Annotated in this window: 8 protein-coding genes and 1 other annotated feature; of the genes, 2 read left to right on the forward strand and 6 right to left on the reverse strand. The window is 68.3% G+C overall.

The window, feature by feature from the left end:
* Nucleotides 1-38: 38 nt before the first annotated feature.
* The 4 genes from AB3147_RS13715 to AB3147_RS13730 form a co-directional block, all read right to left on the reverse strand.
* Nucleotides 39-1,505: a SulP family inorganic anion transporter gene (locus tag AB3147_RS13715; RefSeq protein ID WP_367352150.1), complete on the reverse strand. Its 1,467-nt coding sequence runs from the start codon at nucleotides 1,503-1,505 to the stop codon at nucleotides 39-41.
* A 117-nt stretch (nucleotides 1,506-1,622) separates the two neighbouring features.
* Nucleotides 1,623-1,675 (reverse strand) — a sequence feature (sul1 is cis-regulatory element that is thought to sense ions involved in sulfur or methionine metabolism; They are found in Alphaproteobacteria).
* Nucleotides 1,676-1,772: 97 nt separating this feature from the next.
* Nucleotides 1,773-2,702: a c-type cytochrome gene (locus AB3147_RS13720; RefSeq protein WP_286896350.1), complete on the reverse strand. Its 930-nt coding sequence runs from the start codon at nucleotides 2,700-2,702 to the stop codon at nucleotides 1,773-1,775.
* On the reverse strand, nucleotides 2,699-4,471 hold the full coding sequence (locus AB3147_RS13725; protein ID WP_175136521.1) for a GMC family oxidoreductase: 1,773 nt from the start codon (nucleotides 4,469-4,471) through the stop codon (nucleotides 2,699-2,701). The genes AB3147_RS13720 and AB3147_RS13725 overlap by 4 nt, the downstream gene beginning before the upstream one ends.
* Nucleotides 4,464-5,222 (reverse strand): gluconate 2-dehydrogenase subunit 3 family protein, encoded by a 759-nt coding sequence (locus AB3147_RS13730; protein ID WP_367352151.1) that lies wholly within the window; start codon nucleotides 5,220-5,222, stop codon nucleotides 4,464-4,466. The genes AB3147_RS13725 and AB3147_RS13730 overlap by 8 nt, the downstream gene beginning before the upstream one ends.
* Nucleotides 5,223-5,335: 113 nt before the next feature.
* On the opposite strand from AB3147_RS13730, the gene AB3147_RS13735 reads away from it, so the two are divergent.
* Nucleotides 5,336-5,743, forward strand: a complete 408-nt coding sequence (locus tag AB3147_RS13735; protein ID WP_367352152.1) for a hypothetical protein — start codon at nucleotides 5,336-5,338, stop codon at nucleotides 5,741-5,743.
* 395 nt (nucleotides 5,744-6,138) lie between these two features.
* Entirely contained in the window at nucleotides 6,139-7,716 is a 1,578-nt protein-coding gene (locus tag AB3147_RS13740) for a TerC family protein (RefSeq protein ID WP_175121557.1), read from the forward strand.
* A gap of 25 nt (nucleotides 7,717-7,741) precedes the next feature.
* Here the strand turns inward: AB3147_RS13740 and AB3147_RS13745 are convergent, their stop codons facing one another.
* Entirely contained in the window at nucleotides 7,742-8,341 is a 600-nt protein-coding gene (locus AB3147_RS13745) for a hypothetical protein (RefSeq protein WP_367352153.1), read from the reverse strand.
* A 192-nt stretch (nucleotides 8,342-8,533) separates the two neighbouring features.
* Nucleotides 8,534-21,430, reverse strand: a complete 12,897-nt coding sequence (locus AB3147_RS13750; RefSeq protein WP_367352154.1) for an autotransporter-associated beta strand repeat-containing protein — start codon at nucleotides 21,428-21,430, stop codon at nucleotides 8,534-8,536.
* Between the last annotated feature and the right edge of the window lie 214 nt (nucleotides 21,431-21,644).

Raw genomic sequence — 21,644 nt, forward strand, 5'->3', positions numbered from 1 at the left:
TCATCGAAACCTAGGCCAGATGACAGGCGCGGCGCGGGTCAATGCCCCGCGGACGCGCCCGGCTGCGCGTAGCGGCCGACCAGCGTCGCGCTGGCCTCGTTCAGCCCCACGACGTCGACCTGGCGGCCGGCCCGGCGCAGCTTGAGCGTCACCTTGTCCAGCTCGCCGACGGCCGAGATGTCCCAGAAGTGCGCGGCCGACAAGTCGATCACCACGCGGTCAACGTCCTCATGGAAGTCGATCGCCGCCGAGAACCGCGACGCGGAGGCGAAGAAGATCTGGCCGGCATAGCGGTAGGTGCGCGTGCGGCCGTCCTCGGACAGCGACGCGTCCACGTCGAGCAGCCCTTTCACCTTGCCGGCAAAGAACAGGCCGCTCAGCACCACGCCGACCAGCACGCCGCGCGCCAGGTCATGCGTCCAGACCACCACGGCCACGGTGGCCAGCATGACCACCGACGACTGCCACGGATGCGAGCCCAGGTTGCGCAGCGAGCGCCAGTTGAAGGTGCCGATGGACACCATGATCATCACGGCCACCAGCGCCGGCATCGGAATCCGCGCCACCAACGGGCCCAGCGCCACGATCAGGAACAGCAGGAAGACGCCCGCCACGCAGGTCGACAGCCGCGTACGGCCGCCGGCGCGCACGTTGATGACCGATTGGCCGATCATGGCGCAGCCGCCCATGCCACCCAGAAAGCCGGTGACGAGGTTGGCGATGCCCTGGCCCTTGCATTCGCGCCGCTTGTCGCTGGGCGTGTCGGTCATGTCGTCCACGATCTGCGCCGTCATCATCGATTCCAGCAGGCCCACCGCGGCCATCGTCAGCGAGTACGGCAGGATGATGCGCAGCGTCTCCAGCGTGAAGGGCACGTCGGGAATTGCGAACGACGGCAGGGCCGACGGCAGCGTGCCCATGTCGCCCACCGTGTTGACGTCCAGGCCGGCAAAGATGGACACGGCCGTCATCACGATGATGGCGATCAGCGGCGACGGCACGGCGGTGGTCAGGCGCGGCAGCAGGTAGATGACGGCCAGCGCGGCGGCCACCATGGCATAGGTCACCCACGTGACGCCGATCAGCTGCGGCAACTGCGCCATGAAGATCAGGATGGCGAGGGCGTTGACGAAGCCGGTCACGACCGACCGGGACACGTACTGCATCAGGAGGTCCAGCCGCAAAAAGCCGGCTGCGATCTGCACGACCCCCATCAGCACCGTCGCGGCAAACAGGTAGCCGACGCCGTGATCGCGCACCAGCGGCGCAACCAGCACCGCGACGGCGGCCGTGGCGGCCGAGATCATGCCGGGTCGCCCGCCCATGAAAGAAATGATGAACGCGATGGAAAACGAGGCGTACAGGCCGACGCGAGGGTCGACACCGGCGATGATGGAAAAGCCGATGGCTTCGGGGATCAGGGCAAGGGCGACGAGCACGCCCGAGAGAATGTCCGCGCGCGGATTGGCCATCCAGTCGCGACGAAGCTTGGAAAGAACTGACATTGATTGGCTAAGCTGAATTGAACAAGCGCCAGGCGTGGGTCGCGTTGCCGGTGTGCGCGGCAGCGGAGTGCGGCAGCCGACTATGGCAAATGAGGGCGAACGCCCGTGGTGCTTGAGAGTTGTCCGAGGGATAGGCGCCCGGCCGAGCCACCCGGCAGGCCGGGTCCATCTGGGATCGCGACAGCGTCGCAGCCGCGCACCCATTGCGGGTGCGGCGGACGCGATTGTACTCCCTTGGGGCGTTACGCCGTCATGACGCCATCGACACTAGCGCGGCGCAGGCGCAGGCCCCGCGTAGTACGCCGCCAGCGCCTGGATCTCGGCATCGGTCAGGCGTTGCGAAAACGCCCGCATCACGCCCACGTCGTCGTTCTGGCGCGAGCCATTGCGAAACGCGTTCATCTGGTCGGTGAAATACTCGCGCGATTGACCGGCCAGACGCGGCAGCAGCGGTCCTTCGCCCATGCCGCGCAGTCCGTGGCAGTTGGCGCAGGCGGGCAGCGCGCGAGCGCCGTCGCCGTCAACGTCCAGCCGGCGGGCGGCCTCGCCGCCAAACTCGCCCACGTGCAGCGGCGGTCCGGCAAGCGTGCCGTAGTAGGCCGCCACCTGGCCGATTTCCTGTTCGGTCAGCGCGCGGGCAATCGAATTCATCAGCGGCTGCACGCGCGTGCCCGAGCGGAAGTCGGCAAGTTGCTTGGCCAGGTATTCGCTGCGCAGGCCTGCCAGGTTGGGGAAGATGCCGCCGGTTGGCGTGATGCCGGCGGGGCCGTGGCAGGCCACACAGGCCTGCACCGCGGCGCCGGGTTTGCCGTTGGCGGCAAGCTGCTTGCCCGCTTCGGGATCGGCCTCGTTCAGCCATTTTTCCCAGTCAGGGCGCGACGCGGTGAAATCGGTGGCGCTGCGTCCGGGCACGGGTTTCATCGGGGCGGGAGCTGCGCCCGGAGCGGCAGGGGCGGCAGGCGTTGTGCCTGTTGCCGAAGGTGCTGCTGCCGGTGCGGCAGGCGCGGCGGCCTGGCCAGCCGCCACCTGCGGCGCCGGGCTGGCTGCCGGTGGCGGCGGCTGCGGCACGGCGGAGGCCCGGATCGCCTCGTCGCCGCCGGCGCCCATCATCTGGACGCCGGTGGCGACCAGCGTGATGACCGGCACCGCGATCATCAGCCCGACGGTGAAAAAGATGCCTTTGCGATGTTCGCTCATGATGACACCAGCGGGCCCGGCGAACGCAGATAGTCCGCCTTGATTTTCTCTACGATCCAGTAGGCGGTGGCGCCCACGGTGCCGGTCGGGTTGTAGCCCGAGTTTTGCGGAAACAAAGCCGCGCCCGTGACGAACACGTTGGGCACGTCCCACGACTGTCCGTAGCGGTTGACGACGCTGGTGTTGGGATCATCGCCCATGGCCGCGCCGCCCGTCAGGTGGGTGGACTGGTAGGCCGTGGCCGAAAACGGCCGCTTGCGCGGGCCGGGCTCGGTGCGGGCGATGCCCTTCATGGCGCGTGCGATCTCATCGCCTTTCTCGGTCAGGAACGCCGACATGCGGATGTCGTTGTCGGGAAAGTCGTAGGTCACGCGCAACAGCGGCAGGCCCCAGGCGTCCTTGTACGTGGGATCCAGGCTCAGATACCCGCCGCGCCACGGCTGCGCCGAGCCCGTGATGGTGATGTTCGCCGCATGGTTGTAGTGGCGCGCGACGGCCTTCTTCCATTCCGATCCCCACGACGGCGTGCCCTTGGGCGTCGGATGAAAACCGATGGGCGCGCCGCTGACCACCTGGATCTGCAGATAGCCGCCGCCCACAAAGCCCACCGGCCCGTGGTCGAAGTTGTCGGCGCTGAAGTCGTCCATCGTCACCGCCACCGCGCCGGCCCCCATGAACGGGTTGATATTGACCGACTCATCGAAAAACAGATTCACGCCTGAGGTGGTCTGGTGCGTGTAGTTGCGGCCCACGACGCCGGTGTTCGTGACCGGATCGAACGGCTTGCCGATGCCGGACAGCAGCAGCAGGCGCACGTTGTTGATGCCGAATGCGCAGAGGAAAACGATGTCCGCGGGCTGAAAGACTTCTTCGCCGGCCGCATCCACGTACGTCACGCCGCGGGCGCGCTTCTTGTCCGGAGTCAGCTCCACGCGCAGCACGTGCGCGCCGGTGCGGATCTCGAAGTTCTCCATTTTCATGGCCACGGGCAGAATGCAGACCTGCGGCGAGGCCTTGGCAAAGTGCTCGCAGCCAAAGTTCGAACAGAACCCGCAGTACACGCACGCGCTCATGTGCAGGCCTTCGGAGTTTACGTACGGCCGCGTGCAGAGCGCGGACGGCTGCACGTAAGGGTGATAGCCCAGCTTGCGCGCGGCCTCGCCGAACAGCGCGGGCGCGTAGGGCACCTTCATGGGCGGGTTGGGGTAGGGGCGCGAGCGCCAAGGCTCGAACGGATTGCCCCCTTCCTGCTTTTCGCCCTTGATGTTGCCGGCCTGGCCCGACGCGCCGATCAGGTAGTCGAAGCGGTCGAAGTAGGGCTCCAGTTCGTCGTACGTCACGCCCCAGTCCTGACAGGTCAGCTCCTTGTCGAAGATGTCCTTGCCATAGCGTTCGTTGTAATGGCTGCGCATGACGAAGTCGGTCGGATCGAAGCGGTAGTAGGCGCCCGACCAGTGATTGCCCGCGCCGCCCAGATGCGTGCCGGGGTAGGCGAACTGCCAGCGCCGCATCGGCAGCGCCTTCTGGTCCGTGTTGTTGCGGAACGTGTAGGTTTCCGTCGCGGCGTCCTGGTGCAGTTCATGGCGCCGCGTGTACTTGAGTTCGTCGTGGACATTGGGGCCCTGGAAATCGGGCGAGGGCCAACGCGCCTCGCCCCGTTCCAGCACCACGACCCGCTGCTTGGCGGCCGCGAGTTCCTTGCCGATGATGGCGCCGGTCCACCCGCCGCCGATGATTGCCACGTCTACCGCAGGCAGCGTTTTAGCCATGCTTGCCTCCCGGCGTCATCGTGTGGCCCACGGCGTTGGCAATCGACACCGGCTGGCCGGCCCAGATCACGCCGTGGCGTTCGATATCGTTAGAAAACGAGGCAAACGCGCCGGGAAATCCCACCAGTTTCCAGCCCACCATGTCGGCATTGCCGCCGTACAGCGGGTCGGAAAAGAAGCCTTCGATCGTGCCTTCGAGCAGCGCCTGAAAAAACACGCCTGACGGCAATGGCGAAAAATCCGGCTTGCCTTCCTGCATGTCGCGCAGCCAAGCGTCCTGCCGCGCGGCGTCCAGCTCGGCGAAAGGCTTGCCGTCCTGCTTGCGCGCGGCGGCGTCCAGCGCGGCAAGTCCGCGGCGGAACATCTCGGCCGGCGTGAACGACAGCTGGTAGCCCTGTTCCGGCGTGCCTTGTTCAAACGGGCCTTGCCGGTAGAGCTGGCTGCCCGCACCCCAGGCGCCGGCCAACTGGCCGTCCAGAAAGAACGTCACGCCAGCTTCCTTGGCGCCCGGCCCCAGGTCGTCGGCCGGAATCAGGCGCGCGGCGATGGCATCCATCGTCAAGGCTTCCTGCGCGTTGAAAAATTTGAGCGTTCGGTTGGCGGCGCCGCCCGTGGCGGCACCTTCTTGATGGGGAGTGGGGGAGGCAGGGTCCGGGGCGCTGATCGCGCGGGGCGCCCACGCTGCGCCGGGGACACCGACGGCCAGGGCTTTGAGCAGCCCCCGCCGGCCGGGTACAGGTTTATCACTCATGGTTTTCTCCATGGCGAGGCAGGCACGCGACTTGCCCCTGGATGAAAAGAGATCCCGCGTCAGCTCGTTGGCCTGGGGCCCAGTGTGTCACCGTTGTCGACGAAGGAGCAACCATGAAACAACCGATTCTGTATCTGTGCGCTACGGCGATGAGCGGCTTGCTTGCCACCAGCGTTTCCGCGCAGCGCATTGAAAAAACGCTAGTCGCACAGGCGCAGACGACCACGCCTGACAGCCGCATCGGCAGCCAGACCCAACCGGATCGCAAGGCGGGCACGCCGAAGACGCCGGCACAGGAGAAGTCCATGCCGCACCAATCCAAACAAGGAGACAAGGGCGATCACGGCAAGCGCGATGCATCGCGTGCCGGGTCGAGTCCTCGGCAGGACGACGCCGGCACCGACACGCGCGGGGCGAAGGGGACGCCGGGCAGCAATACGGGGTCCACGGGACACGGCGGCATGCCGGGGTCGGGCGCGTCATCGGGTTCTGGCGGCACGGCGGATCCGCGCGGCCAATGAAGGTGGTGACATCCCCTAGTCGCGTGGATTTCCGATTCAGGTAATATTCAGGGTCCTGTAAGAAAGAGAGCGCGGCGGATATTCCGACTTTTTGCTGCCCCGGCAGCCTGGAGCCATCCGCCATCTATGAACGAAGACCCTCCTCCTAGCAGGGCGCCGCGGATCTGCCGGCGCCCGTTATCTTCTCCCCACACTGCCGCGGCAAGGGCTGTTTCCCTGCGCGCCGCATTCCCCAGCGTCTCCGCGGCCACCCCGCGACTCGGCGGCCGCGCGCCGCCTCGCCAGGCCGTGCCCGTCGGCGCGCCTGTGCAGCCTTTGCGGCGCGCTCCTGACACTACGCCTTCCCGCCGACGCGCATCGCTTGCGCGTCCGCTTACGTTTTCCGTGGAAACCTGATGATTTTCGACTGGATGTCCGACCCTACCGCCTGGCTTGGCCTGGCGACGCTGGTCGTGCTTGAAATTGTGCTGGGTATCGACAACCTGGTGTTCATTGCGATCCTGGCGGACAAGCTGCCGCCCGAGCAACGCAACCGCGCACGCCTGATCGGCCTGACGCTCGCGCTGGTGATGCGCCTGGGCCTGCTGGCCAGTATTGCGTGGGTGGTCACGTTGACCGCGCCGTTGTTCACGGTGATGGGCGCCGAGATTTCCGGACGCGACCTGATATTGATCCTGGGCGGCCTGTTCCTGCTCTTCAAGGGGACGATGGAGCTGCACGAACGCGTCGAAGGCAGCGCCAGCCATGACCAGGCGCAGAAGCCGCAGCATGCTGTGTTCTGGCAGGTCATTTTGCAGATCGTGGTGCTGGATGCCGTGTTCTCGCTGGACTCGGTCATTACCGCCGTGGGCATGGTGCAGGACCTGAGCATCATGATGATCGCCGTGGTGGTCGCGATGGCCGTCATGATGCTGGCCAGCCGCCCGTTGATGGCCTTCGTGGGCCGCCACCCGACGGTCGTGATCCTGTGTCTGGGCCTGTTGCTGATGATCGGCTTCAGCCTGGTCGCCGAAGGCCTGGGCTTCCATGTTCCCAAGGGCTACCTGTACGCGGCCATCGGCTTCTCGATCCTGATCGAGCTGTGCAACCAGTTGGCGCGCCGCAATCGCGCCCGCGGCACGCATGCGCTGGGCCGCCGTCAACGCACGGCGCAGGCCGTGCTGCGCCTCTTGCGCGGCGGCCGCGCCGGCCAACCCGTGTCGCAAGCCGACGAAGTGGTGGCGCTGGTCGACGGCGCCGGCGACGAGCCCGCTTTTGCGCCCGAGGAAAGCTCGATGATCGAACGCGTGCTGTCCATCGGCGCGCGCGACATCCGCTCCATCATGGTCCCGCGCGGCGACATGATCTGGCTGGACGTTGCCGACACGCCGGACGTCATCGTGCGCAAGTTCGCTTCCGGCCATTCGCGCCTGCCGCTGTGCGCGGGCGACCCGGCCAACGTGCTGGGCGTGCTGCACTTCAAGGAAGTGCTGCCGCTGCTGCAGAACCCCGGCCCGATCGACCTGGTGGAACTGGCGCGCGAACCGCGCTACGTAATGGAAACCACGCCGGTGCTGAAGGTGCTGGATGAGCTGCGCGCCTCGCGCGATCACATGCTGATCGTCGTGGACGAACACGGCGTGTGCGAAGGCCTGGTCACGCCGATGGACGTGCTGGAAGCGGTGGCGGGCGACATGCCGGAGCACCAGGAAGACCAGCCCGAAGCCTTGCAGCTTTCCGACGGTTCGTGGTTGCTGGGCGGACGGCTGTCCGTGGACGAAGCGGCGCGCCTGCTGGAAGCGCCGGCGCTTGCCGACGATTACCCCGATGCGACGCTGGCCGGGTGCCTGCTGCGCGCGGGCGGCCGGATCCCGGAAACGGGCGACACCGTGATGCTGCGTGACTGGGGCTTTGAGGTGACGCGTCGTGACGGGCTGCGCATCGACCAGGTGCATGCGCGGCCGCATCAGCCGCAGGCCAGCGCGGCCGATTGATCGAAGGGCGGGGCGGGCGACCGCCTCAGCTGCAGATGCGGCGCCACGGCGACCGGTTCACCGGGCAATAGCCCGGGCACCGCGTCGCTACCGCCAAGCCGCTGACGCACTGCTCGTTCGGCTCGGTAAAGCCGTATTCCATGCTGCCGTAGCATCCGCAAAGCTCCAGCACGGTGCCCGGCGGGTGCTTCTGCGGCTCGGTCGGCGCCTTGCCCGACGGTTTGGCGGCGCTGGCCGACGGCGCGGTGGCCGCCGTTGCCGCGGATCTCGTCGCGGCAGCTGCCGCGGATTTTGCTGCGGGCTTTTCGGCGGCGTTTTCGGCGGACTGCGCTGCAGAAGTCGCGGCGGATCCTGCCGCCGCCGCGCGCGTTTCCGCACCAGGCGTCGCGCGCGGCGTCACTGCTTCGGCAGGCGCGCGGCTGGCTTTCGCGTCGCCCGCTCCCAGCCTTTCCTTCACCGCCGCCGCGCTCATGCCACAGCGTTTGGCAATTGTGGTCACGCTGCGACCCGCGTCGGCCATCCCGCGCAAGGTCTTGTCGCTGCATGCGGCCAGCGCGCCGGCCGGCGCCAGTAAAGCCAGCATCAGCAACGCGCACGCGAATGCGCCAGGTTTGCTCAGCGTCATGACGCGCCTCCCGCACCTTGGTGCGCCAGGGCAGAACCACGCCCGGTTGGACCACGAGTGCGGGGTAGCGTAAAGCGCCTAAATCAAGGGTGTCAATGCGGCCCGAACGGATCGCCCGAAGGCATTGCGCCCTCGGCCGCCAGCGGGTCGGACAGGCGCCATCCGGATACCAGCCGGATGGCGCCGCGTGCGTCAGAAGTTCCAGCGCACGTTCAGGAAGCCCGCATTCTCGCGGCTGCCGCTGCCGAACTGGCCCTGGTAGCTCAGGCCGATCGCGGCGTTCTTGGACACGGCGACTTCCGCACCCACTTCAGCCACTGCGGCGTTGCGGGCGATGGGCGTGCCCGCAACCGTGAACGCCGGACCCGAACCGAAGGCCATCGTACGGTCGGGGTCTACATCTCCCATGGCGTGGCGCCAGCCGAGCGTGGCGCGCAGGCGGGCGGGCGCGCCCGCGATCTGCGTGTCCAGGTTGCCGCGCAAGCCGACAGTGGTGGTGGTGATGTCGTTGCTCTGGCTGTCTGCCGACAGCGCCGCGGAGCCGCCGTCTTCCGAGAAGCCGCCCATGCGCTGCTTGATCCACGCGGCGCCGACAAAGGGTTCGACGGTCGCATTCGGTGAGACCGGCATGGCATAGCCCAGCTCGCCGAAGATCTGCGTGGTGTTGCCGCGGTAATCCGCCTTCAGCTCCTGGCTTGCGCCGCCGATGGCCAGGTTGCGCTTCGTCTCGATGTCCTGCCAGCTGTACGCCGCGCCGGCCATGACGTTCCACGCATTGCCGCTGGGCTGGACGAACGACTTGCCGCCGAACACCGTGACGCTGTAGCTGTCCACGTCTGCCTTGGCATTACGGCTGTCCTGCCAGATCGTGCTGTCCTGGTAGCCCAGCGCGATGCCCACGCGCCAGCCGTCACCGACCCGGATGTCGCCGCCGGCCAGCACGCCTCCGGTGCGCTGGCGATAGCTGGGCGCATTGCCGTCGCCGTCCTGGCTCTGCCAGTTGCCCAGCACCTCGGTCCACACATTGCGCTGGCACGAGAAGCGCTCGGCGTAGCCGCCGGCACTGCGGCCGGGTTCGCCGCACGCGCCGTCCTGGCCGCGGCCTTCGCTACGCAGGCTGTCGCGCAGGTGATTCAGCGGCAGCGTCCGCACCGATTCCGAACTGCGCACGATTGCCGACGACAACGACGCGTGACTGTCGCCCGACAACTGCTTGAAAGCCTCCGGTGCCTCGTCCCGGCTCAATCCCACGATCGACGAATACAGCGGGGAGTCCGGATCGATCTGTCCCAATGCCTGCGCCACCGCGTTCTGGTTCGCCGTGTCCGTAACCGTCTCGAACCCGGTGTCGTTGCGCTGGAAGGTCACCGTGACGTTGTTGGGGTCGTAGATCACCGCGCCGTCCAGGAAGGCAAGCTGGGGCAGGGCCGTCGAGGCGAAGGTGCCTTGCACGCCCTGGTCCGCCGTCACCACCGTGTAGGCGCTGTTTGCGGTCAGTGGCGCGGTGTTGGTCACCTGCAATTCGCCGTCAAGCGTTGCGGTGCCGGCCACGTGCAGGTTGGTGGCCGCGCTGGGCCCCACATTTACGGCCAGCGTGGCGCCGGCGGCATTGCTGAAGTTATTGCTGACCTTCAGGCCGCCGCCCGCAGCGGGCGCGCTTTGGACCGTGCCGGCGTTGACCAGCCCCGCGATGGTGCCAGTGCCGGCCAGCGTGGCGCCGGGGCTGACCTGGACGGACGCGGGCAGCGTGGCGGGCGACTGCGCGCTGCCCAGCACGACCGTGCCTCCCTCGATCGTGGCATTGCCGGTGTACGCGTGGCTGCCGTTGATGGCGAGCGTGCCGCTGCCTTGCTTGACCAGGCTGCCGCTGCCGGACAACGTCCCGCTGAACGCGCCGTCCGCGCCCTGGTTGAAGACCAGCGCCGCGTTGTTGGCGATGGCGCCTTGCAGGCTGGACGTGTCGCCGATCAGCGTGCCGGCATTGATCTGCGTGCCGCCGCTGTAGCTCGACACGCCGGCCAGCGTCAATGCGCCGGCGCCTTCCTTCACCAATTGGCCCTGTCCGCTGACCGGGCCGGCCAGGACGCCGTCCGTGGACTGGTTCACCCGCAGCGTCGTGCCGGCCGCCGTGCTGACCGCGCCGGCGATGCTGGTGCTGCTGCCTTCCAGCGTGCCGCCGGCAATGACCGTGCCGCCGGTGTAGCCGTTGGCGCCGTTCAGCACCAGCGTGCCGTCTCCTTGCTTGGTGAGCGCCCCGGTGCCGTTGAGGGCCTGGTTCAGCGTGAAGGTCTGACCCGCCGCGACGACATCGATGCCGCCGCCCACGCCATCCAGCGAGATGTTGCGCGCCGTCGTGGCAAAGGCCGAGTCCGCGATGCGCAGCGTCCCGCCGTCCAGCGACACGGCGCCGCCGTTTCCAAGCTGCTCGTCGGCGCTGACTTCCAGCACGCCGCTGCGGATGGCGGTGTTGCCGGTGTAGGTGTTGATGCCGTCCAGGACCAGCGTGCCGCCGTTCAGCTTCTCGATGCCGCCGGCGCCGGTGATGGGCGCGGAGATCGTGGCGGTGGCGCCGCTTTCAACCCGGACCGGCGTCTGTGCCTGCGCGATCGCGATGGCGCCGGCGGCGCCCGGTTCCAGCGTGTAGCCGTCGGTCAGGAACTGCAGGCCGGTCACGTTCTGCGCGCCTTCGACAGTGACCGTGCCCGCCGCGCCCGAGAAAGCCGCGTACTTGCCGTTCCAGCGGTCGGCGGTGGTCCCCGCCGTGTCGGTCCAGTTGGTGCCCGCGGCGTTCCACGTGCCGGTGCCACCCGCGATGATGCCGTCGGGCGTGGTCTTGGCGCCGTTCCAGAACTGGATCTCGCCGGGTTGCGTCTGCAGCACCAGGTTGATCTGGTTGGGCTGGTTCTGCAGTTGCAGGTCAGCGGTGGCCAGGCTGGACGGCAGCGTGCCGAACTGCACGCCGTTGTCCGTCAGCGTGCCGCCGTAGGCAAACAGGCGGTAGACGCCCGTGCCCAGGTTGCCGCCGTCCGTGATGTTCAGCACGCCATCCAGCCGCAGGTTCTGGGCCACCGTCACGGCCGTCGTGGCCGAATTCGGCGTGCCGAGCGTGAAGTCGAGCTGCGTCCCGTTGGACAGCGCCAGGCTGCGCGCAAACGAGATCGGATTGCCGGGGGTGCCTGCCACCAGTCGCGCGTTGTCCTCCAATTCCACGTCTGCCGCGACGGAGCCCGAGCCGCCCAGATTGCCGCCGGGGTTGATCGTGACGGGGCCACCGGTCAGCGTGCCGTCGACCAGCAGCGTGCCGCTGTTGACCGTGGTGCCGCCGCCAACGTTATTGGAGCCGGTCAAGGTCAGCGACGCGTCGCCGTCCTTGGTCAGCGTGCCGGTGTTGTTGCCGACCGTATTGATGTTGCCGGCATAGGTGCCGTCGGCGCCGTTCTGGTTGAACACGATGGCGCTGCCGTCCACCACGGTGATGTTGCCTTGCAGGCTGGTGGCGTTGCCGGCCAGCGTGCCGGCGTTGACTACCGTGCCGCCCGTATAGGCATTGGGACCCGTCAGCGTGACCGTGCCCGCGCCGTCCTTGACCAGTCCACCGCCGCCGGTGATGGCGCCGGCGTACGTGCCGCTGCCCGGCGCCTGGTTGAAGACGACGGACGTGCCCGTCGAGGTGGCGATGTTGCCCGTAAGGCTGCTGGTGTCGCCGATCAGCGTGCCGCCCGCCAGCGTCGTGCCGCCCGTGTACTGGTTTTGGCCCGTCAGCGTCAGGGTCGAGGCATCGGTCTTGATGAGGCTGCCGGGGCCGGTAATGTTGCCGGCCAGCGTCAGGTCGTTGACGCCCGACACCGTCAGTGGCGCGCCAAGTCCAATATCATTGCCCAGCGCAATGCCGGGCGCGCCGGCCTGCAGCGTGCCCGCACCCGCGACGGTCAGGCCGCCGGTGCCCAGTGCGGCGTTGTTGCCCGCGATGATCGTTCCGCCGGCCAGCACGGTGCCCCCGTCGTAGGTGTTGGCGTTGCCCAGCGTCAGCGTCGACGTTCCATCCTTGGTCAGCGGACCGGAGCCCGACACGACGCCATTGAGCGCCAGGTTGCCCGCGCCGCCCACGGTGACCGGACCTTGAAGTTGCACGTCGTTGGTCAGCGCCGCGCCCAGGCCCAGCAGGGTGGTGCCGCCCGCCGCGGTCAGCGCGCCCGTGCCCAAAGCGGTGTCGCTGCCGATGGCAAGCGTGCCGCCGGAAAGCTGCGTGCCGCCTTGGTAGCTGTTGTCGCCGGACAGCGTCAGCACGCCGGCGCCGGTCTTCACCAGTCCGCCCGCGCCGTCGATGTCGCCAGACAGGCCGAAATCGGCGCCGGTGATCGTCGTCGTGCCGGCCAGCGTGATGGCGTTGCTGGCGTTGACCGGGACGCTGGCCGAGAGCGTGGTGCCGTCGGCCGCGGTCAGCCGCCCGACGCCCAGGGCCGTATCGCTGCCCAGCGCGAGCGTGCCGCTGTTGAGCGCCACGCCACCCTGAAAGCTGTTTGCGCCGTTCAGCGCCAGCGTGTCCGTCCCATTCTTGATGAGGCCGCCAGTCCCGCTGATGTCGCCATTCAGCGTCAGCGTGGCGCTGCCCGGCAAGGTCAGCGTGCCGTCGAGCTGCACGTCGTTGGCCAGGGCTACGGGCGCCGACGCGTCCAGCGCCGTGCCGTTGGCCGCCGTCAGCGTGCCGGTTCCCAGCGCGCCCGGCGCACCCACGGTGATCTGGCCGGCATTCAGGCGCGTGCCGCCTTCGTAGGAATTCGCGCCTGACAACGTCAAGGTGCCGGGGCCGGTCTTGATGATGCCGCCCGCGCCCGATACATCGCCGGACAGCGTCATGTCCGCGCCGTTCGCGACCGTCACGCCGCCTTGCAGGGCGACATCGTTCGCCAGCGCGACGGCGATGTCGTTCGACAGGGTGGTGCCGTCGGCCGCCGTGAAGAGGCCGGTGCCCAGTGCCGTGTTCGAGGCGACCTTGATCTCGCCGTCTTGCAGCACCGTCCCGCCCGCGTAGGTGTTGACGCCTGCCAGCACCAGCGTGCCCGCGCCGGTCTTGGTGAGCGTGGCCGCGGGATCGGCGCCCGATATCGTGCCTGACGCGGTGAGCGCGCCGCCGGTAACGTCGATGGCGCCTGTGCCTTCCAGCGCAATCTCCCGTGCAGTCGTGCCGGGCGCGGTATTGGCGTAGCGCAACGTGCCGCCATCGAAGACGACGCGATTGGCGGCGTTGCCAAGCTGGTCGTCCGCGCTGATCTCCAGCACGCCGCCTTCCAGCCGCGTGTCGCCGACGTAGCTGTTGGCCTGCGTAAAGACCAGGGTGCCGCCGTCGCGCTTGGCGATGGTCGTATTGCCCTGGAGGGTTGTGTCCAGCGTTGCCGTCATCGACGGTTCGACGCGCAAGGTGGCAACGCCATCGCTGCCAGACAGCGCGTTCAGCGCGCCGCCGGTGAGGGTGTAGCCATCGGTTGAGAACTGCAGGCCCTGGAAGCCTTGCGTGCCGGCCAGCGTGACCGTGCCCGCAGTGCCTTCAAAAACGCCGAAGCGGCTGCCCCACGTACCAGCCGTGCCGGTGGCGTCGGCCCAATTCTGGGTCGTTGCGTCCCAGGTGCCCGTGCCGCCTTGCCAGAACTGGATTTCGCCAGCCTGGGACTCGTTCAGGACGTTCACCTGGCCGGCCACGTTGGTCTGCAGCGTGATGACGCCCGGCGGCAGGGTGCCCAGCGCCAGGTTCATCGACGTCGCCGTGCCCGAGTAGGCAATGATGCGGTACACGCCCACGCCAAAGTCAGGTGTGCCATCGATGTTCAGCGTGCCGTTCAAATCGACGTTGCCGTGCACGTTGATGAGGCTGCCCGCGTTGGGCGCGCCCAGCTGCGCGTCGATGAAGGACGCGTTGTCCAGCGTCAGCGACCCGAGTGTCAGCGCGCCCGGCGCGGCCGAACTCACCGCAATCCGGCCGCCGTCGTTCACGTTCACGTTGCCGTTGGCGGTGCCGGTGCCGGTAAGGGTGGCGGCCGGGCCGTTGACGTTGACCGTGTTGCTGGCCAGCGTGCCGCCCAGGTTCACCGTGCCGCCGTTGATGTCGAACACGCCCGAGTGGCTGCTGGCGCCGTTCAGCGCCAGCGAGCCGGTGCCGGTCTTGGCGATACTGCCCGCGCCGGCCAGATCGCCACCGAAGACGCTATCCGCCGCGCCGCCCAGCCCCAGGCTGCCATCCACCTGCAGCTTGCCCGCGCCGGAAAGCGCTGCGATGGATTCGGACCCGCTCAGTTGCAGGGTGGCTCCGTCGTCAATGCGCACGCCGGACGCCGAAGCGAAGAGGTTGTTGCCCTGCGTGACCAGCGTGCCTTGCGCGACGCCGACGCCACCGGTCAGCGCGTTGCTGCCGCCGAGCGTCAGCGTGCCCAAGCCCGCCTTTTCCAGATTGCCCGCGCCGGACAGCGCGCCAGCGTAGGCGCCCGCGGCGGCTTGATCGAAGGTGAGGGTGGTGCCCGCACTGGCCACGACGGGTCCGTTGATGCTGTCGGTGTCGCCGGTGATGGCGCCGGCCTGGAGCTGCGTGCCGCCGGCGTAGCTGTTGCTGCCGGCCAGCGTCAGTGTGCCAGCGCCGGTCTTGACCAGTGCGCCGTTGCCGGTAATGTCGCCAGCTAGCGTCCAATTGCCCGCGCCATCCGCCGTCAGCGAGTCCGTCAGCGCCACGGCGTTGGCCAGCGTCACGCCGTCGGCCGCCGATAGCGTTGCGCTACCCGTGACATCCAGCGCGCCCGTCCCAAGCGCGGTGCTGCTGCCCGCGACCAGCGTGCCGGCCGACAGCGTCGTGCCGCCGGCGTAGCCGTTATCGCCCGACAGCGTCAGTGTCGCGCCGCCGTTCTTGATCAATGCGTTGCCGCCGTTGATGTCGCCCGTCAGCGTCAGATCCTGGCTGCCGTTCACGGTCAGGTCGCCGCCGGCCAGTGCGATCTGATTTGCCAGCGTCGTGGCGGCGGCCGTGTCAAGCGCCGCATCGCCCGAGACGGTGAGCGCACCCGTGCCCAACGCCCGGTCCGATCCAACCACGATCAGGCCTTGTCCCAGCGTCGTCCCGCCTTGATAGGTATTCTCGCCCGTCAGCGTCAGCGTGTTGGCGCCCAGTTTGGCAAGACCGCCCGTGCCGGACACGTCGCCCGCCAGCGTCACGTTCTGCGCGCCCGACACTTCGAGCGGGCCGCCGTTCAACGCCACGGCGTTGGTCAGCGTCACCGGCGTGCTCAGCCCCTGCAGAACCGCCGCGCCACCAATCGTCAGGGCGCCGGTGCCCAGCGACGAATCGCCGCCGACCTGGAGCGTTCCGCCATCGATCTGCGTTCCGCCCGCGTAAGTATTGGCGCCGGCCAGTGTCAGCGAGCCCGCGCCGGCGGCGGCAAGACCGCCGGTTCCGGAAACCTCGCCGTCAAAGCGCAGTCCGTTGGTCGTATCCAGGTTCAGCGCCTGACCCAGAATGACGTTGTTGACCAGCGTCACGGCCTGGGTCGACCCCAGCGTCGCCGCGCCGTTGACCGTGAGATCGCCGGTCCCCAGCGCCGCATCGTCTCCAACGCGCAAGGCGCCTGCGGCCAGCGTGGTGCCGCCGGTATAGGTGTTTGCACCGGCAAGCGTCAGCGCCGATGGGCCGCTCTTGGTCAGCGAACCTGCGCCATCAACCACGCCGCTCAGCGTGATGTCGCGGTCTCCGGTCACGTTCAGGGCCGCGTTCAGCGTCGCGTCGTTGATCAGGTTCAACGCCGGGCCGCCCGTCGTACCCGACAGGCCGGCGTCGGCGTTGACGAGGAGGGCGCCGGTGCCGAGCGACCCGTTCTGGCCCAGCTGCAGGTTGCCACCGTTCAGTTGCGTACCGCCCGTGTACGTGTTGGCGCCGGAAAGCGTCAACGTGGTGCCCGCGCCGCCAGCAATGAGGCCGCCGTCGCCGCTGATGGTCCCGAGCAGCGTGGCGTCCTGCGATTGCGCCAGCGTCAGATCGGCCCCCGATGCCACATTGATGGCGTTGCCCAGCGTCAGGCCGGTGGCGCTGTCCACCGCGGCGTCGGCCGTGACGGTCAACGCGCCCGCGCCCAGCGCGTCATTGTTGCCCAGCACCAGACGGCCGCCGTCCAAACGTGTGGCTGCGTACGCATTCACGCCGTTGAGCGTGAGCGTGCCCGCGCCCGACTTGATGAGGGTGCCGTTGCCCGAGATCGTGTTGTTCAGCGTCAGATTGCCGGCCCCGCCGGTCGTCAGCGCTGCGTCCAGCACGATGTCGTTGTTCAGCGCATGCGTGCCGTCGGACAACAGACTGGACGCGCCGGCTACGTTCAGCGCGCCCGCGCCCAGCGCAGTGTCGCTACCGACGCGGATGGCGCCGCCGATCAACGCCGTTCCGCCGCCATAGGTGTTGTTGCCGGCGAGCGTCAGCGTGCCGCTACCTGCCTTCGCCAGCGAGCCGGTCGCGCCCGACACCACGCCGTTCAGCGTCAGGTCGTTCGTGCCTGCATTGGTCAACGTCGCGCCCGCGCCGATGGCGACGTCGTTCGCCAGCGTCACGGCGGTTGTCGCATTCAGTCCGCCGCCGCCCGTGACGTTCAGCACGCCCGAGCCCAATGCCGTGTTGCTGCCCGCGGCAATCGTGCCGTCCGCCAGCGTCACGCCGCCGATGCCGGCGTTGTTGCCGCCCAGTGCCAGCGTGCCCGCGCCCGACTTGGTGATGCGGCCCGCGCCGGACAGGGATTGGTTCAGGGTAAAGACATTGCCGGCATCGGCGATGTCGAAGCCCGCGCCGGCGCCGATGTCGATGGCGCGCGAGGTGCCGGTGTAGCCGGTGCCGGTCACGCGCAGCGTGCCGCCGGCAAAGGCCAGACCCGTGCCCGCGGCGCCCAGATTGTTGTCGGCACTGACTTGCAGCACGCCTTCGCTGATCTGCGTGCCGCCGGTGTATTCGTTCGCGCCGCCCAGCACCAGCGTGCCTTGGTCACGCTTGTTCAGCGCGCCAGCGCCACGGATGACGCTGTTCACCGTGCCGGTCAGCGCCGGATCCACGCGGAAATTGTTGGGGCCCTCAGCCAGGCGGATTGCGCCGTCTTGCAGCGCGTAGCCGTCGGTGAAGAACTGCATGCCGGTCACGGCCTGTTCGCCGGCCACAGTGACCGCGCCGCCCGACGCGCCGCCGAACACCGCGAAGTTGCCCGCCCAACTTTGGGTCAGCGCGCCCGCCTGATTGGTCCAGTTGGTCGAACCCGCCTGCCAGGTGCCTGCACCGCCGGCCAGCGTGCCATCCGCAAGCTGTTTGGCGCCGTTCCAGAACTGCACGCTGCTGCCCGTGGTCTGCACCACCAGGTTCACCTGCTGGTTCACGGCGGTCTGGATCTGCAGATTCGACGGCACGGTGCCCGGGGGCAGTGATCCCAGCGCCAGCCCGTTGTCCGTGAGCTGGCCGGTGTAGGTGATCAGCCTGTACACGCCTTCACCAAAGCCGCCCTTGTCGGTGACGTTCAGGTCACCGTCCAGCGTCAGATTGCCGTTGACCTGCACCAGCGTCTGCGGCGAGGACTGCGGCGCGCCCAGCGCCACGTTGAACTGCGAGCCCTGATTCAGCGTCAGTCCGCCTAGCGTCAGGGTCTGGCCTGATGTGGCCGACAGCGCGCCACCCGAGGCAATCGTCGTCGCGCCGCTCAGGACGCCCGAGCCCGCCAGCGTCGCGCCGGCGCCCACATTCACTTGCGTGCTGGCCAGGCTGCCGTTCACGTCCAGCCCGCCGGACACCAGGTCGAACGAGCCGCTTTGCGTGCTGTTGCCCGTAAGCGTCAGCGTGCCGGTGCCGTTTTTGACCACATTGCCCGCGCCCGTCAGCGCGCCGCCGAAAATCGAGCTGGCGTTGTCCTGCCCCATCTGCACCGTCGCCCCAGCGCCCAGGTCCAGCCGGCCGGCGCCGGCAAGCGAGCCGAACGTCTCGCTGTCCGCCAGCCGCAACACCGTGCCGGCGCCCAGGTTTACGGCCACGCTGTCAGCCAGCGCCTGTCCGCCGCGCGTCTCCACCGTGCCGGACAACAGGTTCAAACCGCCGTTGAATGTGTTGTTGCCGCTCAGCACCAGCGTCTGCGCGTTGGCCGCCACGTCCACGCTGCCTGATCCGCTGATCGCGCCCGCGTAAGTCGCATCCACGTTCTGGCCGATCACAAGCTTCGAGTTGTTCAGCACGCTTGCGCCCAGGCTGCCCGCGCCAGCCAGCACGGTGCCGCTGCTGATGGTTGTGCCGCCATGCGTGTTGGCGCCCGACAGTGTCAGCGTGCCCGGGCCGTTCATCACCACGCGCCCGGGTCCGGCAATCGCGCCGGCCAAGCCGACATCGTTCGCACCGGCCACCGTCAGGTTGCCGGTCAGTGCAACGTTGTTGACGAAGTTTCGCGCCGCCGTGCTCTGCAGCGTGGCGTCTGCGCCGACGGCCAGTGTGCCGCTGCCCAGCGCGGTGTCGCTGGCGGCGATCAGCGTCCCCGCGTTCAGCGCGACCCCGCCGCCATGCGTGTTGTTGCCCGAGAGGGTCAACGTGCCGGCGTCGTTCAAGGCGATGGCGCCGCCGCCGGACAGGTTGCCCGACAGGTTCAACGCCTGTCCGCCGGTGGCGATGCCCAGCGTGTTGCCGAGGCGGACGTTGTTGTCCACGGTCAGATTGCCCGCGGCCAGCGTTGCCGGGCCTCGGACGTCAAGCAGTCCGGAGCCCAGGCCTTGCGCATTCGCCAGCGTCAACTGGCCCGCGTTGAGCAGTACGCCGCCGGAGTGCGTGTTGACGGCAGACAAGCTCAGGTTCGCATTGCCGTTCTTGACCAGCGTGCCGCCGCCCGATAGCGCCCCGGCCAGGGTCAGCGCCTGGCTGCCGCCCACGGTGAGCCGGTCGCCCAGCACGAATTGGTTGCCCAGGCTGACGGGCGCAGTGCTGTCCACGGCAGCCGCGCCGGTCACGTTGACCACGCCGGTGCCCAGCGCGTTGTTCGCGCCTGCGATGATCGTTCCCGCCGCAAGCGTGCCGCCGCCGAAGCTGTTGGTGCCGTTCAGCGTCAAGGACCCGGTGCCTGTCTTCACCAGCGTGCCGCCGGCGCCCGACAACGTGCCGTTGAGCGTCAGGTTGTTGGCGCCAGCCACGGTCAGCGCGTTGCCGAGCGTAAAGTTGTTGCCCAACGCCACGCCCGAACCGGCGAGGGTGGTCGCGCCACTGACGGTGACCGAGCCGGTGCCAAGGGCGCCGGACGCGCCCACGTTGACCGTGCCGCCAGCCAGCGTGGTGCCGCCCGCATAGGTGTTGGCGCTGTTCAGGTTCAACACCCCAGGCCCGGTCTTCACCAGCGATCCCGCGGCACTGATCGGCCCGTTCAGCGTCAGCGTTTCGGCGCCGTTCAGCGTCAGTGCATTGTTCAACACCATCGCGTTCTGCAGCGCGACGCTGGTTGATGAGGCCAGTGTCGCCGCACCGTTGACGGTGAGCGGCCCCGCGCCCAGCGCCGTGTTGTTGCCCACGACCAATCCACCGGCGCTGATGCGCGTCTCGGCATGCGAGTTCGCACCCGTGAGGGTCAGGATGCCGGCGCCGCTCTTGACCAGCGCCGAGCCGCCCGACAGCGCGCCGGAAAGGGTGAGGGCGGAGGGGTTGGTCAGGGCAAGGTCGGCGCCGAGCACGATGTTGTTGGACAGGCTGGTGGCGCTGCCGGGCTGCAGCGACGACGCGCCGTACACAACGAGGTCGCCCAATCCCAGCGCGCTGTTGCCGCCCAGCGCCAATCCGCCGCCGCCGAGCCGCACGCCGCCAATGTGCGTGTTCGTGCCATTGAGCGTCAGGACGCCCGCGCCGGACTTGTCCAGCGCGCCGGCGCCGGAGATGTTGCCGGCCAGCGTCATGTTGTTCGTGCCCTGGACGCCCAGGCCGCCCGCATTGAGCTGGATGGCGTTCGCCAACGACAGCCCCGACGTGGCCGGCGCAATGGCGCCGCCGTTGCCGACAAGCGTGCCAGCGCCGAATGCGGTGTTGCTGTCGAAGTTGACCAGGCCGCCGTTCAGCGTGGTCTGGCCGCTGACCAGCGGCCCGTTGATCGTCCAGGTGCCGCCATTGACGCGCAGGTTGTTGAAGTTGCGGTACACCGTCGAGCTTGCCGTGCCGGTGCCGGTGGTGCCGGTTGCGCCGGGGTTTTGCAACACCAGCGTGTTGTTGCCGTTCGCGCCGCCGTCCACCGTGCCGCCCTGGGCAAAGCCCAGCGCGATGCTGACGTCCAGGCCGGCCACGGCCAGGTCGACGCCCACGTCCGGGCCGCCCGCCGAGATGGTTGACCCGGTCACGGCGGTGAACGTGTTGGTGCTGTTTTGCCCCATGCTCACGCTGCCATTGATCGTGCCCGCGTTGACGAAGCTGTTGCCGGTGGCCGATCGGCCCAGGCCCACACGGCCGTTGATGACACCGCCCGCCGCATTGTTCACGGTGACCGGCGCGCCGCCATAGGCCGCAATGACGGGGCTGAGATTAAGCAACGACAGGGAAAGCAGGCCCGGTTTCAGGCCGATCGTGCCCGAGTTGTCGATGTTGATGCTGCCCGTGGCATTGCTGCGCAGGGAAAGGGCGGCGCCGTCCAGCGTGGTGAGCACCTGCAGACCCAGCACCGACAGGCCGGCGCCGTACAACGTGCCGCTGTTGTTGACGCGCACTGCGCCGGCGTTTGACGCGTTGCCCATGATCGCGCCCGAGGTGCCGACCGCCGCCAGGGACAGCGTGGGATCGATCAGTCCCTGGTTGGTGAGCGTGGTGTTGCGCCCGGTCAGCTTGACAGCGGCCGAGCCCGGCAGTGCGACCAAAGGCCCTGAGGACTGGCCTGCCGGCGTCACCAATACCGAAACGTCGTTGGCGCTGCTGGTGACCGTGTTCGGGTTCAACAGCGTCCATGCGTCATTGCAGAGGATGCTGGCGCCGGTAGTCGTGCATGCCAGCGCGGCTGGCATGGGCAGCATTAGCAGCGCGAGGACGCGCCAGACATAGTTCAGATGAAGGGGAACGGGGAAATAGCCATGCCGGTGGCCAGATGTCATTGTCAGCTCCAGGGGACGGAAGGAGCCTTACCCGTTTTTCGCACACATCAACCAGCCGCAAACGGACAAGGCGGTGCTGCAACTTCAGGTACCCGGCGGCGGTTGATGTTGTTGTCCCGTCCGCTGAATAGGGGTCAGTGTTGGGGGCAAATGAGGGTCGCGGCTGTAAACAATTCGCGTCAAACGTAACGACATAGTTCGACATAATTGCGGA

Source organism: Achromobacter animicus, from assembly GCF_040775605.1.
Lineage (GTDB): Bacteria > Pseudomonadota > Gammaproteobacteria > Burkholderiales > Burkholderiaceae_B > Achromobacter > Achromobacter animicus.

Bases quoted from the DNA above. Each gene is read 5' to 3' on its own strand.
- AB3147_RS13715 (WP_367352150.1), bottom strand. From the start codon at position 1,505: ATGTCAGTTCTTTCCAAGCTTCGTCGCGACTGGATGGCCAATCCGCGC.
- AB3147_RS13720 (WP_286896350.1), bottom strand. From the start codon at position 2,702: ATGAGCGAACATCGCAAAGGCATCTTTTTCACCGTCGGGCTGATGATC.
- AB3147_RS13725 (WP_175136521.1), bottom strand. From the start codon at position 4,471: ATGGCTAAAACGCTGCCTGCGGTAGACGTGGCAATCATCGGCGGCGGG.
- AB3147_RS13730 (WP_367352151.1), bottom strand. From the start codon at position 5,222: ATGAGTGATAAACCTGTACCCGGCCGGCGGGGGCTGCTCAAAGCCCTG.
- AB3147_RS13735 (WP_367352152.1), top strand. From the start codon at position 5,336: ATGAAACAACCGATTCTGTATCTGTGCGCTACGGCGATGAGCGGCTTG.
- AB3147_RS13740 (WP_175121557.1), top strand. From the start codon at position 6,139: ATGATTTTCGACTGGATGTCCGACCCTACCGCCTGGCTTGGCCTGGCG.
- AB3147_RS13745 (WP_367352153.1), bottom strand. From the start codon at position 8,341: ATGACGCTGAGCAAACCTGGCGCATTCGCGTGCGCGTTGCTGATGCTG.
- AB3147_RS13750 (WP_367352154.1), bottom strand. From the start codon at position 21,430: ATGACATCTGGCCACCGGCATGGCTATTTCCCCGTTCCCCTTCATCTG.